Source organism: Nostoc sp. DedQUE07 (assembly GCF_034530975.2).
Classification (GTDB): domain Bacteria; phylum Cyanobacteriota; class Cyanobacteriia; order Cyanobacteriales; family Nostocaceae; genus Nostoc.
Map to the genome: position 1 here is coordinate 1 of NZ_JAVRCC020000035.1, position 16,220 is coordinate 16,220.

The 16,220-nt window shown below is 41.4% G+C and carries 18 protein-coding genes; 10 read left to right on the plus strand and 8 right to left on the minus strand.

Annotation, left to right across the window (positions count from 1 at the left end; all coding sequences use genetic code 11):
• Nucleotides 1-123: 123 nt before the first annotated feature.
• Both RMZ95_RS23285 and RMZ95_RS23290 read right to left on the minus strand, forming a co-directional pair.
• A complete protein-coding gene (locus RMZ95_RS23285) occupies nt 124-570 on the minus strand; it encodes a type II toxin-antitoxin system VapC family toxin (RefSeq protein WP_409883535.1) in 447 nt (148 codons plus the stop codon).
• Nucleotides 558-812, minus strand: coding sequence for a hypothetical protein (locus RMZ95_RS23290; protein ID WP_322695856.1), 255 nt, complete (start codon nt 810-812; stop codon nt 558-560). The genes RMZ95_RS23285 and RMZ95_RS23290 overlap by 13 nt, the downstream gene beginning before the upstream one ends.
• Before the next feature lie 34 nt (nt 813-846).
• Here RMZ95_RS23290 and RMZ95_RS23295 point away from each other — a divergent pair, with 34 nt between their 5' ends.
• Complete coding sequence (locus RMZ95_RS23295; protein WP_409883539.1) at nt 847-1,155, plus strand: hypothetical protein; 309 nt, start codon at nt 847-849, stop codon at nt 1,153-1,155.
• Nucleotides 1,156-1,232: 77 nt separating this feature from the next.
• Here RMZ95_RS23295 and fxsT read toward each other — a convergent pair whose 3' ends face one another.
• Nucleotides 1,233-3,878 (minus strand): FxSxx-COOH system tetratricopeptide repeat protein, encoded by a 2,646-nt coding sequence (gene fxsT, locus RMZ95_RS23300; protein ID WP_409883541.1) that lies wholly within the window; start codon nt 3,876-3,878, stop codon nt 1,233-1,235.
• Between the two features lie 169 nt (nt 3,879-4,047).
• On the opposite strand from fxsT, the gene RMZ95_RS23305 reads away from it, so the two are divergent.
• Nucleotides 4,048-4,221 (plus strand): hypothetical protein, encoded by a 174-nt coding sequence (locus tag RMZ95_RS23305; protein WP_322701626.1) that lies wholly within the window; start codon nt 4,048-4,050, stop codon nt 4,219-4,221.
• Nucleotides 4,222-4,421: 200 nt separating this feature from the next.
• Nucleotides 4,422-5,114 (plus strand): PD-(D/E)XK nuclease family protein, encoded by a 693-nt coding sequence (locus tag RMZ95_RS23310; protein ID WP_322701625.1) that lies wholly within the window; start codon nt 4,422-4,424, stop codon nt 5,112-5,114.
• Nucleotides 5,115-5,313: 199 nt separating this feature from the next.
• Here the strand turns inward: RMZ95_RS23310 and RMZ95_RS23315 are convergent, their stop codons facing one another.
• From RMZ95_RS23315 to RMZ95_RS23330, 4 genes are all read right to left on the minus strand, one after another.
• Nucleotides 5,314-5,721, minus strand: a complete 408-nt coding sequence (locus RMZ95_RS23315; RefSeq protein WP_409883543.1) for a type II toxin-antitoxin system HigA family antitoxin — start codon at nt 5,719-5,721, stop codon at nt 5,314-5,316.
• 72 nt (nt 5,722-5,793) lie between these two features.
• Nucleotides 5,794-6,567, minus strand: coding sequence for a hypothetical protein (locus RMZ95_RS23320; RefSeq protein ID WP_409883545.1), 774 nt, complete (start codon nt 6,565-6,567; stop codon nt 5,794-5,796).
• 51 nt (nt 6,568-6,618) lie between these two features.
• A complete protein-coding gene (locus tag RMZ95_RS23325; RefSeq protein WP_409883547.1) occupies nt 6,619-8,010 on the minus strand; it encodes a cytochrome P450 in 1,392 nt (463 codons plus the stop codon).
• Nucleotides 8,011-8,062: 52 nt separating this feature from the next.
• On the minus strand, nt 8,063-8,311 hold the full coding sequence (locus tag RMZ95_RS23330; protein WP_322706638.1) for a hypothetical protein: 249 nt from the start codon (nt 8,309-8,311) through the stop codon (nt 8,063-8,065).
• Between RMZ95_RS23330 and RMZ95_RS23335 the strand changes: the two genes are divergently transcribed.
• Genes RMZ95_RS23335 through RMZ95_RS23345 form a run of 3 tightly spaced genes read left to right on the plus strand, consistent with a single transcriptional unit; the run spans nt 8,298 to nt 9,992 of the window.
• Complete coding sequence (locus RMZ95_RS23335) at nt 8,298-8,930, plus strand: ParA family protein (protein ID WP_322671549.1); 633 nt, start codon at nt 8,298-8,300, stop codon at nt 8,928-8,930. The two genes, RMZ95_RS23330 and RMZ95_RS23335, sit on opposite strands and share 14 nt — an antisense overlap.
• 2 nt (nt 8,931-8,932) lie before the next feature.
• On the plus strand, nt 8,933-9,574 hold the full coding sequence (locus RMZ95_RS23340) for a hypothetical protein (protein WP_322671548.1): 642 nt from the start codon (nt 8,933-8,935) through the stop codon (nt 9,572-9,574).
• A gap of 28 nt (nt 9,575-9,602) precedes the next feature.
• Nucleotides 9,603-9,992 carry a tautomerase family protein gene (locus RMZ95_RS23345; protein ID WP_409883550.1) on the plus strand — a complete coding sequence of 130 codons (390 nt, stop codon included), beginning with the start codon at nt 9,603-9,605 and terminating at the stop codon, nt 9,990-9,992.
• A gap of 360 nt (nt 9,993-10,352) precedes the next feature.
• Here RMZ95_RS23345 and RMZ95_RS23350 read toward each other — a convergent pair whose 3' ends face one another.
• Nucleotides 10,353-11,246: an alpha/beta fold hydrolase gene (locus RMZ95_RS23350; protein WP_409883552.1), complete on the minus strand. Its 894-nt coding sequence runs from the start codon at nt 11,244-11,246 to the stop codon at nt 10,353-10,355.
• A gap of 377 nt (nt 11,247-11,623) precedes the next feature.
• On the opposite strand from RMZ95_RS23350, the gene RMZ95_RS23355 reads away from it, so the two are divergent.
• From RMZ95_RS23355 to RMZ95_RS23370, 4 genes are all read left to right on the plus strand, one after another.
• Entirely contained in the window at nt 11,624-11,935 is a 312-nt protein-coding gene (locus RMZ95_RS23355; RefSeq protein ID WP_322690840.1) for a BMC domain-containing protein, read from the plus strand.
• Nucleotides 11,936-12,016: 81 nt separating this feature from the next.
• Nucleotides 12,017-12,364, plus strand: coding sequence for a carbon dioxide-concentrating mechanism protein CcmK (locus RMZ95_RS23360; RefSeq protein WP_012409276.1), 348 nt, complete (start codon nt 12,017-12,019; stop codon nt 12,362-12,364).
• Nucleotides 12,365-13,475: 1,111 nt separating this feature from the next.
• Nucleotides 13,476-14,663, plus strand: a complete 1,188-nt coding sequence (locus RMZ95_RS23365; protein ID WP_322671544.1) for a HetZ-related protein 2 — start codon at nt 13,476-13,478, stop codon at nt 14,661-14,663.
• A gap of 275 nt (nt 14,664-14,938) precedes the next feature.
• Entirely contained in the window at nt 14,939-16,207 is a 1,269-nt protein-coding gene (locus RMZ95_RS23370; RefSeq protein ID WP_409883555.1) for a pilus assembly protein PilB, read from the plus strand.
• Nucleotides 16,208-16,220 lie beyond the last annotated feature (13 nt).

A 16,220-nucleotide genomic window follows, 5' to 3' on the forward strand; every position in this document is an offset into this window, starting at 1 on the left:
CCTCCTTCGTATGCATTTACTATTTTCTTTCGTAGGTCAAGTGAGTAAGGTTTCATTGTAATTCTTGATGCACTAATATTTAGTGTGCCTCATTAACCTCAAATCTGCTGTAAAAGCGATCGCTCACGATCTTAGTACCTCATCTAGAATCACAATCGGCAAGTTTGTGGCTGTCCTCAGTTGCCGATCGTTGGTGAGAAACTGAGTACAGCCAGATGTTGTAGCAGTCGCAATATGAATGGCATCAGGTGTTCTCAAAGAAGGCGTGCTTGCACGTAGCCTTGCTGCTTCACGCAAAATGATCTGACTTATTGGAATCAACTGCATTTGAGGCGATCGCAGTAATCGCTCATAGGCATCAACCAGAAATGTATCCGAGTTTCTCAGTGGCACAACTAAGGTTTCCATCAGAGTTAGTTCGCTGCTAAAGACTTCAAGAGTTCTTGCCTGAAGACTATTCCATAAGGGATTCAGCAACACCCCATAAGTTGGGGTCTGTTCGACGGCGTAAATAACTGTTACCGTATCGATGTATACACGAGCAGCATTTGGCAGAATTAGTTGTCCCATGCATCTCGTTCTGCTTGGAGGTCTTGATTGATTTCTTCTACACTTCTGCCAACAGGACGCTGTTTGTGGATTTCTTCAAGCAGGTGGATAATCGATTGTCCTTCTAGTGTCGTTTTTTGTGGTATCAGGACAATTACCTCAATAGTTTGTCCTACAGAGGTTGAGAGTGTATCGTCAGGCAAGGTGATTTCAATTTTGTTGCCTGGTAACACTTTAGTTTCAATGCGTAATGCTGATTGCATCAAGCCTTCTCCTGATTTGGTTTCTTTTTAGCTATTGTTTGTTCTATGGACTCCCTATCGTTCTATCCATTGTGGCTCAAAAAGCGATCGCGATCGCAATTATCTCTCAACTATCAAAGGCGATCGCTTCTCGGTTTACAATCTAAATAAGAGCGATGTCTTTGACAGGCTACGCCTACACCCTCATTTCACCTCAAAACAAGAATATTCTCGTTTGGAACAAGAACGTTCTCACTTAAAACAGAAACGTTCTCATTTGGAACAAGAACATTTTCACTTGAAACAAGAACGTTCTCGTTTAGAACAAAAACATTTTCATTTGAAACAGAAACGTTCTCACTAAAAACAGGAAGATTCTTGTTTGGAACGCGAAACTTCGAGATAAAAGCTTGATTGATGAGGTTGGGAAGATGAATTTTGCTATTGTGAGTTGAGGCGATCGCGTAAATTTGCTAAATTTTTACGACAAGCAAGAGTATTGGGATGATTCACCTTTAACTGTCGCTCCAAAATATCTAAAGCTTGGATGTACAGGGGTTCAGCTTTGCTGTATTTGCCTTGGAAGTTGTAGAGATACGCTAGGTTGTTGAGACTAGTGGCAACATCTGGGTGTTCTTCTCCCAGCAACTTGCGCTTGAGTACCAAAGCTTGGATAAAAAGGGGTTCAGCTTCGCTATATTTACCTTGGGATTGGTAAAGTAACGCTAGGTTGTTGAGGCTAGTGGCAACATCTGGGTGTTCCTCTCCCAGCCGTTTGCGCCATAGTGCCAAAGTTTGGATAAAAAGGGGTTCGGCTTCACTGTATCTACCTTGGGATTGGTAGAGTGACGCTAGGTTGTTGAGGCTACTAGCGACATTTGAATGTTCTTCACCGAGCAGTTGACGCGTGAGTGCTAAAGTTTTGATGTACAGGGGTTCGGCTTCACTGTATCTACCTTGGAAATAGTAGAGGTTACCTAGGTTATTGAGAGTAGTAGCGACAGATGGGTGTTCCTCTCCCAGCAGCTTGCATCTGAGTGTCAAAGCTTGGATGTACAGAGGTTCGGCTTTGCTGTATTTGCCTTGGGATGCATAGAGTAACGCTAGGGTGTTGAGGCTAGTGGCGACATCTGGGTGTTCTTCTCCTAGCAGCTTGCGCCATAATGTCAAAGCTTGGATGTGCAAGGGTTCAGCTTCACTATATTTGCCTTGGAATTGGTAGAGTAACGCTAGGTTGTTGAGGCTAGTGGCGACATTTGGGTGTTCTTCTCCCAGCAGCTTGCGCCATAGTGCCAAAGCTTGGATGTGCAGAGGTTCAGCTTCACTGTATCTGCCTTGGGAACGGTAGAGTTCCGCGAGGTTGTTGAGGCTAGCAGCGACATCTGGATGTTCTTCACTCAAGCGTTGTTTAGTGATTTCTAGACACTGCTCTAACCAAGGTACTGCTTTTTCATACAATCCCTGACCATTGTAAAACGAAGCATTACCGACAAAAGACCAGTGTAAATCATCATTGCTGAGGTATTGAATAAGATGATTTGCTACTTCAGCTAAATGAGGTATTGCTGGGGTGACATCATTAATTTGCTCAAGGGTGGGTGTTTCAGGAATATCTTTAGCAACTGCTACCATTACCCGGCAAAGCGATCGCTTTAATTCCTCTGCCTGTTCTAAACCTGTAAGCTTATATTGGAAAAACTCCCGCAACAGTGGATGTAATTGGTAAATTCCCTCATCTTTGCGCTGGAGCAGATGCAAATTCAATAACTTCTTATCCCGAATATCCTCTAACTCTTCCTCGTCTGACTCTGGTAAACACTGTTCTACCAAATCCCAAGCTATAGGCGCGGCGGCAAATAAACTCAATAAACAGCCCAACTGCTTATCATCGTCGTTTAATTCTTGCCAACTCAACTCAAAGGCTGCTAACACACCCCGTTGTGCTGTCATGTCGCCTTCTGGTTTAATAAGTGCAGGCTGTTCAAGTCGCTTTTTCTCCAACCGTCGCAACATTTCTGTTAAAGAAAGGTCTGGTTTCCGCTTGAGATATCGCCCCACTAATTCCAAACCCAAAGGCAAATATCCCAACCACTCACACAACTGATTTGCCACAGCTAATTCTTGCTCAATTCGCTGTGGTGTTTCTTTAAAAAATGACTTTAATAACTCCAGCGCCGCTTCTGGTTGCAATACATCCAAGGATAATTGCTTAATAGATGCTCCTAAGTATTGGCGCGTGGTAATCAACACTTTAAACCGGGAAGATGACGAGGGTAAATAAGGTTTAACCTGCTGATATTCCCCAACATCATCTAACACTAGCAGCACATCACCCTCACACCAATGCCGCCAGCAGTATTGCACTTGAGCCAGGACATCCAAACCTTCTGGTAGCTTTAAATCAAGCACAGTTCTGGCAAACCGCACAACTTGAATGCCTGCATCACCAGATTTTGCCAACAACCAGCAAATTCCACCCTTGTAAGTTTCGCGGTGATTCCTGGCATATTGTAGGGCAAGTTCAGTTTTACCAACTCCACCCATGCCAGCAACAGCAGCTATAGCCACCTGTTTGTTTTCCTGCAAAAGTTGGTGGAGATTTTGCAATTCCACTTCACGTCCAACAAACTCCACCACCCCACTTAAGGGAATATTTTCATAAAACGTAGGCTTGGGTTTAGCTTTTCTCGCTTCCGCACGCTGCACACCTGGCTTTTCTTCCCTAAGACGTTGCCATTCTTCATCGAATTTCTTTAAGTTCCCATCTTTATCGCCTTTGTCACACCAAAGCGTCAGCTTAAAATGCCAGTTCTCTGAACCTCGCTGGTGTTCGCGCAAATCTTCCAGAATACCCAAAAACTTAGCAAGTGCTTTTAATGCTTCTCGAACTTGTTCTTTCTCTAAACCACCAAGTTCCGCCAAAACTCTTAGCTGTGTCCTCACAAGTAATTGCTTTGGTGTTTGCCAATTAAAGTCTATTTTAAAACGCTCACTGTTTTCTACTTCACCATTGGCATAAGCCAACAACCTTTCTAATAGCTGCCTTACCCGCGCTTTAACATCATCACCATAGCTAACACGCGCCATCGGTTACTTTTGCTCAAATTTGGACAAAGTTTCGGGAATCCCCAAACTTAATCTAGCATCCCCAAACTCAAATCTCCGGGTATTCACCCATTACAGCCAACAAACAACTGTATTTGCTTTCACTGACTACCCCAAATTTACCGTTGCTTCAGTATTCAAGGTGAAACAAATGCAAAAGGCAACGAAATCTATCAATATTAAAAAGCTGGTGACAGTTTTACTATTTGTAATTCCCTTAATTGCAGACTGGTTAATTCCAGGTTCGGGTATTTTCATAGAATTTGCCTTTCTAATTTGGGAATTGCTGGAACTACAGGAAACAGAAGGGGATAATTTGAAGTAAAAGTGACATTTACCAATGTTACAAACCCTTATCTTCAGCCCTATTTATTACAATGGAATAGGGTTTTATTCACTTCCCTGCAACATTTACCCCACCCTAACCCTCCCTTTTACAAGGGGAGGGAACCAGATTTTTCTTGTTTCCCCCCTTTACAAGGGGGGACTAAGGGAGGTAACAACGCAATTAATTACGAATTACAAATGCAATTTAATACCCAACTGCTACCTCAAATTAACAGTAAATCCCTAAGAGAAAATGGTAAACAATATTATGTAGATGCAAAGGGAAACCGCTTCCCTAGCGTCACCACAATACTTAATGTCACCAAACCCCAAGCAGATAGAGACAGATTATTAAATTGGAAAGCGCGTGTTGGAACAGAAGAAGCCACCCGCATATCTACAAACGCCAGTCGTCGGGGAACCCAAACACACAAACAAATTGAGCGCTACCTCCTGGGACAAAATCCTGTTTGTCCAGAAGCCAGTCGCCCTTATTGGGAAAGTATTCAGCCAGTTTTAGCAGAAATCGACACAGTGAAACTCGTAGAAGGCTCCGTTTTTCATTACGATTTGAGCTATTCTGGCAAAGTTGATTGTATTGCCAGTTATCGAGGCATCCCTTGTATTTGCGAGTGGAAAACAGCAGACAAACCTAAAGGTTCAATCGAGCATTTATACGAACATCCACTGCAACTTACAGCATACATTGGAGCAATTAACAACTATTATCGAGATTATGGTATTCAGCTAAATCATGCTTTGTTGGTAGTCGCAATTCCAGAGATGCCAGCTGAGGTATTTTGGTTTGAACCAGCAGCAATTAAAGATTACTGGCAGCAATGGGAAAAAAGAGTCGCCGAATATTGGGAACGCAGAAGTGTTTGGAGTTGATGAGTGGGATTCTGGTTCAAAGATGCGGTAAGTGGCTTGATTTAAATTGCTGCGATCATCGTTAAAGAAATACTGCTAATCATGCATTGCCTCCTACCCACTTCGAGATGTGGGACGAAAGGAACTTAAATGCATATTGCTACATCAGTTGCCTTGCTGTAAAGTCGGAATGCGATGAGTATTTGTAAAGTTTTTCCTCTTATGATTCAAAAAAAGCAGCTGGCGAAATGTGAAAAAACTCTGCAAGTTTGCTAATGTGATTAACTGTTAGCTTGCGCTGTCCACTCAAGACTTCAGATACAATAGACTCGGTTTTAAAGATAGGAATTAAGTCTTTCTGTCGCAAACCAAATTCGGCAATCATTGCTTGAAGTAATTCTACGCCATGAATATCAGGTATAGAATGATGTTTTTGTTCGTACTCGTAAACCAGAGTACCTAAAACATTAAGATAATCTTGTTCATCTGGTGTTAATTCAACTTTATCAATTAAGGAATCAATGACTTCTTGCGTAGCCAGCAATTCTTCCTCGGAAGTTACGGGACGAGGAGGAAATGATTTGAGTAATTCAATATACCTTTTATTAACAGGTGTTTTAGGGATCATTTTGTATTCTTATGAACAACTCACTAATAAACAATAAAATCAACCTCCTTGAAAGTGATTCAAGGTAAATTTTCAGGTTTGATAGTTGGGATTTCGCGGGGGTAATGCCTGGAGTAGACTTTGTGTTCCTAACTGCACCTCTATCCGATGACGAATATAACTATCCGGATGAGTTTTAGCGATCGCAATTGCTTCTGGTATAAGATGTCTAAGTTCATCGGGATAAAGCAATGGATCTAGTACAAGACTAGGAATAATACTGCGGCGTACTTCGATGCTAGAATTTTTAACGAACTCTCTAAGAAACAGGCAGCGCTTGCATAGCTGAATATCAGCTAAGGCATCATAAACTGCCTGTGATTCTGGTGTTGCGTACTCTTTACTAAAGCTAGGAACTTCTCTATCAAAGCGCAAGGGAACCTGTGCCCAATACAGTGCGTTTACCGCCCCTGCTTTCTCGAAATTTGACCCATGCTCAACAAATTCTAGCAAAGCTTCATTGACAAGACGATGACCGAAAGCAATAACACATGGTTCTACGAATGAACGATTAAAGCTGGGATTTATTTCATAGACAGCAGCGCGGATGAGAGGGGAAAACAGCCTTTCTTTAAGGCGCTTGGGAGCAGATTTAGTAACTTTGTTGACCATGAAGACAACAAATAATTTACGTTGTTCATCTCTAAGTGCTTGGATAAACCAATTGATATCTTCTTCAGATGCACTTAAAAAACGCTGCCCAGTCTCAGACCATAAATTTTTCAGAGTTTTATCAGCTAAATCAGTTACCCGTGCTGCTAAGTAACTTACACAATAGTCATCCCAGCTATTATTTCGTGTGTCCATATTGTTAGAGAATCAAAGCGATCGCTTTCAATATAGCTTCACTTAAGTAAATCAACTTAAACTAGAGGCAGCAATTGTATTCGCACGCTTAACTTGAGGTGTTGCAACCATCCGCATTCCGGCTGGTGCAGCTAAAGTTAACCCACGGCGCACAGGACGCACGGGACGTTTATTCACTAGCGAAACTTGAAATTCTGATAAAACAGTTGCCAAGACAATTTTCATTTCATACAGAGCAAATGCCATCCCAATACAGCGACGATTACCGCCACCAAAAGGTAAATATTCATAAGGTGAATATTGTCTTCCTAAAAAGCGTTCTGGTTTGAACTGCTTGGATTGTGGGTAAACTTCTTCCCGATGATGCGCTAAATAAATACTGGGGATTATTACCGTTCCCTCTCGCAGTTCGTAGCCCATAATTGTAATTGGGGTCTTCACTATCCGCGGGAAAGCAGTCATGACAATTGGGTAAAGTCTCAATGTCTCTTGGCAAACTGCTGACAAATAGGGCAATTTACCTACACTATTCAAATCGTGGTTAACTCCAATGGTGTTGAGTTCCTGTAACAACTTCTCACGCACCTCTGGTAAACGATCAATCCAGTAAAAAGCCCATGTCAATGCCGAAGCGGTAGTTTCATGTCCTGCAACTAGCAGCGTCATTAACTCGTCGTGTAATTCTTCATCTGACATCCCTTGACCATCGTCATAACGAGCCGCCATCATCAAACTTAGGATATCTTGGCGATTTTGATCGGCTTGCTCCCGACGTTCTCGAAGCAAAGCATAAATCAGGCGATCGATTTTTTGCCGTTGTTGCAAAACCCAGCCCCAGGGACTCCACGCACCGAAATCTTTTTGCATGAACTGGAAGAAGAAGGCGCTGGACATTACAGGCGAAGTGATGAAGTCTAGTAAGTCACTTAGCGATCGCCTCAGTTCCTCAAACAGTTCTCCATCATTCAAACCAAATACAACCCGTAAAATAACACGCAAGGTAATTTCTTGCATCGACTCACGGATCTTAAAAGGCTTGCCAATTTGCCATTCATGAGTCACCTGTCGGGTTATTTCCCGAATTTCCTCGCCGTAAGCCCGCATTCTTTCGCCATGAAAGGGAGGAGCTAATAATTGCCGTTGCCTCTGGTGGCGATCGCCATCCGCTAACATAAAGGAGCGATCGCCAAGTAAAAATTTTAGTCCTATGTTCCCCCTGCCAACCTCAAAATGCCTAGAATCAGCAGTAAAAATCTGCTCAAGTGCTTGGGGTTGACTAAAATATACTAGATGGTTATCAGAGCGATTACTCCTGATCGTGAAAGTGTCACCGTAGATTTGGGCAAAATCATCCACATATTTCACTGGCTGAGTAATAAACTTGATCATCCGTAACCAGCGTGGCATTTGAGGCCCATCGGGCAGATTGTAAGTTGTTGTCATAGAATTTTGTGGAGTTGATGGCTTCTGAATTTTATTGTTACGACTTTTCATGTTACTTAAGGTTACAGAAAGCGGTATATTCATCATTGGGGACTAGAGACTGGAAACTGGGAACTGAAAAAGAAGATAAAGAGGATAATAATAACTCTTGTACAGACGCGATTAATCGCTCTTGTACAGACGCGATTAATCGCGTCTCCACTCCTAACTCAGCACTCAGCACTCCTAACTCAGCACGGGCTAAACGCCCCGCTACCGCTAACAAAAGGCAGCATCGGAAGTAAGCAGTGCCAAAAATCATCGCTATTCTCAACGGTAAAGGAGGAGTCGGTAAAACGACTACCGCAGTCAATCTGGCTGCAAACTTTGCGAAGAAAAAAAAGGTGCTGCTGATTGATGCAGATATTCAAGGTTCTGCCAGTTGGTGGTTTGGGCGCAGTCAGCAGGGAATGGGATTTGATTTATCTCAAGAAACAGATCCCGCACTTTTAGGTGATTTAGCAAAGATAACAGGTTACGATTTAGTAGTGGTGGATACACCTCCCGCGCTACGCTCTGAAGCATTAGTGGCGGTAGTTGCGATCGCAGATTATCTAGTTTTGCCGACACCCCCATCTGCAATGGATTTAGCAATCCTCGTGGAAACAGTCAAGGAAGCCGTCATCCCTGTGGGAACCCCCCATCGGGTATTGCTCACCAAAGTCGATACGCGCAGTCTGGGGGAAGCACAAGAAGCAAAAAACACTCTGACTCGCTTAGGTATTCCTACTTGTAATACCTTCATCCGTGCCTATAAAGCTCATGAACGAGCAGCACTTGAAGGTGTAGCGATTACTCAATGGCGAGGCGGAAATGCACGGGAGGCGGAATTAGACTACCGCCGTGCAGCTGATGAATTACAGCGTGATTGGAGAAAATAATAATGGCTAGGAAACAAAGTCTCTCTGACTTACTACAAGAAGAGGCGCAAAAATTTACACCCCCAGAAGGTGAATCTGCGATCGAGGTTACAGCCGAAAAAATAGCCGAAGAACAGGCTGCATCTGATGAGGAATCGTCAGCACAAACACTTGAGCCAACTTCTACTAAGCGCACAAGTCCCACTAAAGCTGATTTAGAAGCAAATGTCAAAGAGTTGACAAGTAATCTAGAAACAAGCCACAAAAAAGAAGCATCTCTTGAACAAGAAGTCGCTGATTTGCAATCAAAATTATCTAAACAAAAAACATTTGTATCAGAACAAAAATCATTACTAGAACAGCTAACAAAAGAACTTGATGAGACAAAAAAAACAGCACTGCAACTTGCAGAAGCAAATTCCCTGCTTATAGAAGAAATTAATTCTTTAAAACAAAAAGCAGAGCCAAAAGTAGAACAAAAAGTACAAGAGAAATCTAAACTTGTTGTCAAAGAAACTAGCGCGATCAGACCAGTAAAAGACCACTACAATCCACTTAACTACAAAAAATCACATCGGTCATCAGAAACACTCGCTCAAAATCAACCACAAAATCAGCCGAATGAGTATCCTGATAGTTCTAATGAGATGTGGTTACTTGACTAGAGTCAGTTCATCACGCAGTTAAAGGTTAATGGTACAAATCAAAATCTATGGCACTGCTTCATTTATCCGTCATTATCGCAGTGCCATTTCTGACGCAATTCATTCTTGTGTTGTTGAAGCTCTAGTATATCCTCAAGATAAGCGTGTCCATCGGTTCTTTCCTCTAGAAACCGATGATTTCATCTACCCTTTAGGACGTTCAGAGAAATACATCATCATTGAGATTAGTATGTTTGAGGGACGCACTATTGAAACGAAAAAGAAACTAATTAGGTTGTTGTTTTCCCGCTTATCTGAACAAGTTGCAATTGCACCTATAGATATAGAAATCACGATTACAGAAACCCCAAAACACAACTGGGGTATCCGGGGAACAACAGGAGATGAATTAAACCTAAATTACCAAGTGCAAGTATAAATCTTTTGAGCTTGTAAGGCATGTATTGTGATGCCCATACTAATCTGATTTACTCATATAAAAATCTCATGTCTACCTACTAAGTAATAAACTGCTATCTTTTTACAAAACAGGTTTGCGATCGTAGCTACAGAGTTTCCTAAAATTCTGTAAAAGTAATACCAATTTGAAAAAAAATGCGACAAATAGATCGTCTGTAGAGAAGCGATTCATCGCGTCTTTCCCCAAGGATGTGTTGCAATCATTAATTGAATTGGTATAACACAATTAAAGATAAAAATAGTAGCTATGACAGAAGCCATTAGCAACAGATGAAAAACTTTCTAAATCGGCGTTAGAGAAAAATTATTGAAAGTTGGGCTATCTTTCAACTCGAAAATCTAAAATATGCTGGGCAGTTATTTGTGCTTGTTCCAAGTGTGGGAGATGACCACAATCTTGAATCCACTTAAGAGTACTGTGTGGAATTGCCCTTTTAAATCTCATGGCATCCTTAATACCCAAAATTTTATCAGAATCGCCCCACAAAATTAGTGTTTGTTGCACAATTTTTGATATAACTGTGAATCTAAAAGCACTGTAACCACCACTTTTAGTGAAAGAAATCAGAGCTTGATGCCAACTCGGCATTTGTAAATGTAATGCTCCACAATATAGCGCATCGAGAGAGGCAAGAGTTTGATTTTTATATCCAATGCGAGAAACGCGATCGCGCACCTTCATATTACTCAAAAACTGAGTTGCTAAATAATCCAACGGGGGAAACATGAATTTGCTCAATGGCGAACCACCCGCTAACCCCGCACTATCAATTAACACCAGCTTTTTGACTGCTTCTGGATAAGCCAACGTAAAATCAATCGCCGTCGCACCGCCCATCGAAGCGCCTACTAAAATTACAGGTTGGTTAATTAGGCTTTTCCAGAAATAATAAAGATGGGTTTTAATTGCAATTGGGCTATAGGCAATTCCTGAAAGTCTATCTGTAAATCCAAAACCCAACAAATCCACTGCCCAAGTTTCATTATCTTCAGAAAGTAGTGGCAAAAGCCGCCGAAATTCTAATACAGAACTGTCAAAGCCGTGAATTAATAAAATTGGAGTTCCACCACACCCTTGCTTGACAAATGTTGTGGTAACTGCTTGATTAGTTAAAGGAGTAGCGATCGCAGTTGTTTGAATACTCCGAGCTAGTGCGATCGAAGTAGGTTCTGTAAGTTGCCCAACTGCCGTAGGAAGAAAATTCGGAAACATAAATTTCAGTTTATCGTACTAGTACAACACGGTGGAAATAAACCACCCATTCCAAATCAATGAAATGCTTATGCTGTATTCATTTTTAATTTTTAATTTTTAATTCTGCCTTGCGGTACTAGTTTGCTTCCACCCATAACTAATTTTGTTAAACAATAAAGTTACACAACCTAAGATGCTGAAGTATTATTTGTAATATATATATATAACATAAGGCAGGGACTATCAAAATATTCTAACTCCCAACAGACATGATTAATCGCGTCTCTACTCCCCCAAAAAATATGGCATCAAAGAAAGTTTCCCAAAATGTCAAAATTGGGACTAAAGCCACGTACAATTAAAATCGCTTATCCCTTAATCCAGGAGCTAATGCCATGCCAATGGCGGTTGGCGTAATTGAAACTTTAGGTTTTCCGAGTGTCTTAGCAGCAGCAGATGCAATGGTCAAAGCTGCCGCAGTTACAATTGTGTATTATGGTCAAGCGGAAAGCGCTCGCTTGTTAGTCGCCGTCCGGGGACAGGTTTCTGAAGTAAATAGAGCTGTTGAAGCCGGAATCGTAGCGGGTGAGGAAGTAAAAGCTGGTACAGTAATTACCTACTACATCGTTCCCAATCCCCCAGAAAATGTCGAAACCATATTACCAATCCATTTCACCGAAGAATCAGAACCTTTCCGCATCTTCTAAGCAATTTTGCTATCAAAATCTGTAGCGAAGCTTCGTACAATTAACTTGTAGCCCCCAGTTTGTTCATACAGGAGATTAATAATGTCATTACAGGCAGTTGGAGCACTTGAAACTAAAGGTTTTCCTGCGGTGCTAGCAGCAGCAGATGCTATGGTAAAAGCTGGTCGAGTTACCCTTGTTGGTTATATCAGAGTAGGTAGCGCTCGTTTTACAGTTAATATTCGTGGTGATGTTTCTGAAGTAAAAGCCGCTATGGCTGCCGGTGTTGAAGCCGCAGAAAATGTTTACGGCGGTACACTTGAATCTTGGGTGATTATTCCTCGTCCCCATGAAAACGTTGAAGCTGTTCTACCAATTGCTTATACAGAACAAGTCCAAGGTTATCGAGAATCTGTAGAAAATCCCATTGTTAGATCGAACAATCGATAGATTTAACTTCCTGCGGGGGAATTCAAAACAAAAACTTCCCATAAATGAATTTAAAGAGAAGTTTTTTGTCAGGCTTCTGACTATCAAAACTTTAGAGGATTACATTCCTTCTGTTTTTAGATTTTGCATAAGTTGAATTTTGAAGCAGAAAGAAAGCAACAGTCAGAGTCAATAGTCAAAACCAATATTGACTGTTGACTGTTCATTTTTAGAAATATAAAAGCTTTAAGAATAACTTACCAATATGAAAGGTGTAGTTGTGACTGAAGCTAGTTTAAAAAAGATAAATTTACTTATAAATCCCTGCTATCATTTTATACAACAAATTTCCAAAAATCCTTTGAAGCGCTAATTACCGTATATACACTTAATTAAATCAACAAATTTTACAAAACATAACTTAATACGATTCAGTGAAAGCCCGATCCTCTTTCAAAAGTAGGGAATTCAGCCAATTTTTTCAGAGGGATTAGGGAATCTTCCAAGGCAAAATCTCATCAACACTAAGAGGATGTTTAAAAAGTATTTTTGGTAACATTTAAGTCTCAGAAACCTAACCCCCCTAGCCCCCCTTCCCTACAAGGGAATGCGGGTTTCAAAGCCTCTCTCCGCTTGCCTAACGGCAGGCTAACGCCAACGGGGAGAGGTTTGGAAGTGGGGTTTGTAGTATACTTTGCGACTTTTCAAACAACCTCTAAGTATATTGAGATTAAACTAAATATTATATGACGTAAGGGTTTGTACAGAGTCGAAACTTATACTAGTGGAATAACGTCCAACTTTGAGTTAAATTAGATTCGTTCCTCGGATCTGTTACAAAATGTCAGATTTACCCGATCCATTTTGTGAAAGGTGTATCCTCCACACTTTAAGCAGATTTCTGTTCTCAACTAAAAAAACATAACTTTACAAAAAATTTAAATTGGCAGAATGCCCCAAATGCTTGATACATAGTAGGTTTGGACTTTTTAAAGTAAAAGTAAAACATCAATGTAGAAATTTCTGCATAATTTTAGTGAATCTAGACGTAATAAAAGTAGAATCACTGAGCTATTTTCATGAAACTCATGAAATCTGGGGCAGCTGCCAGTTAAACAATTAGGTGGGACGAATGGGGGTTGTAATGCAAACTTCAAAATTGAGTTTCGAGGAATGCAATCTCATTATGACAATAGATGTGGAAAAACTGGCTCTAGATTGGCAAAAGCGCTTGGCTGTGGAATGTCCAGACCAAAATGAAGCCGCAAGGCAAAGCATTATTCTCTGGCTGCTGGGATCTGACTCAAAACGGTTCGATCTGTATAATCCTAAAGAACTAGATATCGCCAAGCAAGCGATGGAATATCGCTGGAGGATTTTACGTCAACGCTACTTGGGGTTGGGGCGAGAACGTGCTTATCGCAACTTGATAACCCGATTGGGGAGTTTAGTAACATTACGGAATAAAATTCAGACTTGGGTTTCCCTCAGCCGCGATCGCCAGCGTAGTGTAATGGATGTATTACAAGAAGTACTCCAAGAGTTACTGCAAAACGACAGCCAGATGCAACAGCAAATGGCTGATATTGCCAAATATACAAGTGATAGACGATTGGGAGATGCTCTGCTATTTGCTAGTTTAGAAGAATATTGTTTGCGGCCAGTAAGGAATCAACCCCTATTAGCTTATCGATTTGTAAATTATTTGCGTCGCACTCAGCGCGGTGGTTTAACCCAAGTGCCAGGGCGTGATTTGGTTCGCCTAGTCTCAGAAGAAGTTCTTACAGACGACAGTGACAATCGAGTTAACTTAGTCGATAGTCAGGCGATCGCAGAATATATTGAAGCACAACAACTAGAGGAACAACAGGGGCTGCGCCAGTCAGTACAAAAAGAATTTGAAAATTATTTACAAGAAAATCTTGGCACAGAAGCAGTGGAATGGCTACGGTTGTATCTACAAGGTAAGTCCCAAGAAGAGATCGCCAAAAAACTGAATAAGCAGACTAAAGAAGTCTACCGTTTGCGAGAAAAAATTAGTTACCATGCTGTACGTGTTTTTGCCCTCAAAGGCAATCCAGAACTCGTAGACAACTGGCTCTCAATTTCCTTGCAAGAACATAACTTGGGATTAACCCAAAACCAATGGCAGCAACTTGATGAAAAATTGACTCCTCTAGGGCGGCAAATCTTAGATTTGCGCAGAGCAGGTAATTCAATAGAAGCCATAGCCGAACAGTTAAAACTCAAAACCCATCAAGTGCTAGGCGAATGGACGAAAGTCTATCTTGCAGCCCAAGCTTTAAGAACCCAAGAGTAGCCTGTAGTGGAAAATGGAGCATAGGGAAGTGGGGAGTGGGAAGCAGGGAAACAGGGGAGAATAATTAAAACCCAATGCCCAACGCCCAATGCCCAATGCCCAATGCCCAATGCCCAATCTTCAGTATTATCCCCAGTCCCTAATCTAAAATTCATACTTTACTTACATTTACTTAAGTATATATAATTGGAATTTTAACAATTTAACAAAGTATCTTTATTAACTACCTATTGAATTAGAGGCAAAATATAAGTAAACACCAACGAATCAAATCTATGTTGTCTTCAAAGGGCGAACTAAATGATACCGTAGCAAATGGACAGCAAATGCCAACTGCCGCTCAAACTAGGTGGGAGCAAGAAGGCGATCGCGAACAAATGTTCCACCTAATCGATCATCTTTTGTCCTTTGAAGCTTGCCTCTACCACCAGATTTTACCCTTTAGATTAGAAGACAAAAACCTCTTGCTAGGTATGGTTTATCCAGAAGAGAGCGAAGCCCTAGATTATGTTGGTCGCATTTTGTCTTATATCAATTGCACAATGGTGATTGAGGCGATCGCAGCCGATGCTCACCGCAGAATACTATCAGCCTACCTCAATCATAAGAATATATCCCAGCTAGATGCCCAACAACTGCATCAGCCAACAGTGGACTTTCCCCCAACAAATAGCCCAGCTACGATTACTGACATACCCAGTCCTTCTCTAGATGCCGACTCAGAATCAAATCAACAACCAGTATTGACGGTGTTTCAGACACAAAAGCGCCAAAATTCTGGACAGCGGGTAGACTTGCCTCCTATCCCAGAGCTAGACCAATCATCTCAAACTACGACGTTCTTCACCCCTATTTCTAGAACTCAATCGGGAGAGGATTCTGAACCCACATCATCAAACAATTTACCTGTTTTTCCCACACAAGCTTCCCAACTACTGAATCCGATTGAGTTGCTAACAACACTGCCACCAAAAAAATTACTAGAAGAATTACTAGGGCGAATTTTTGCTGGGGGAATTGGTCGGCTGTACTTAGAAAGACAAGCTTACGAAGGCAGAATATTGTGGAGTGACAATGGAGTTTTGCAGTCTGTATTAGACAAACTGCCGCTCTCAGTTTTTCAAGGAGTACTGAATGAATTAAAGCGGTTTGCTTCCCTGCCTGTAACCACGGTTGTAGAACCAAAACAGGTAGAAAAGGAATACGTATATCAAAAAAATCGCTTATTATTACGCTTGCGAGTCATGCCGGGAATCTACGGCGAAGAGGCAACACTCCAAGTATTGCGGGGAGCAGCATTAAAATTCTATCAACAACAACAATTGACGCGTATAGGCCGCGATGCTTTAGGAATTTCTCAACAACTAAGCATTAAGTTACATGAACTACAAGAACAACTTTTACTGAATCCTAGCCTTGATTCTCAGCAATTAGAGGCTTTAGTTGCCCTGAATCAATTAGTGAAAAATTTAGACCAACAGATCAAAATACTGGCACTAGATAGCAATCTACCAACAAAGAGTAAATCATCAGTCAGTAGGTGAAAACGCTGATTTC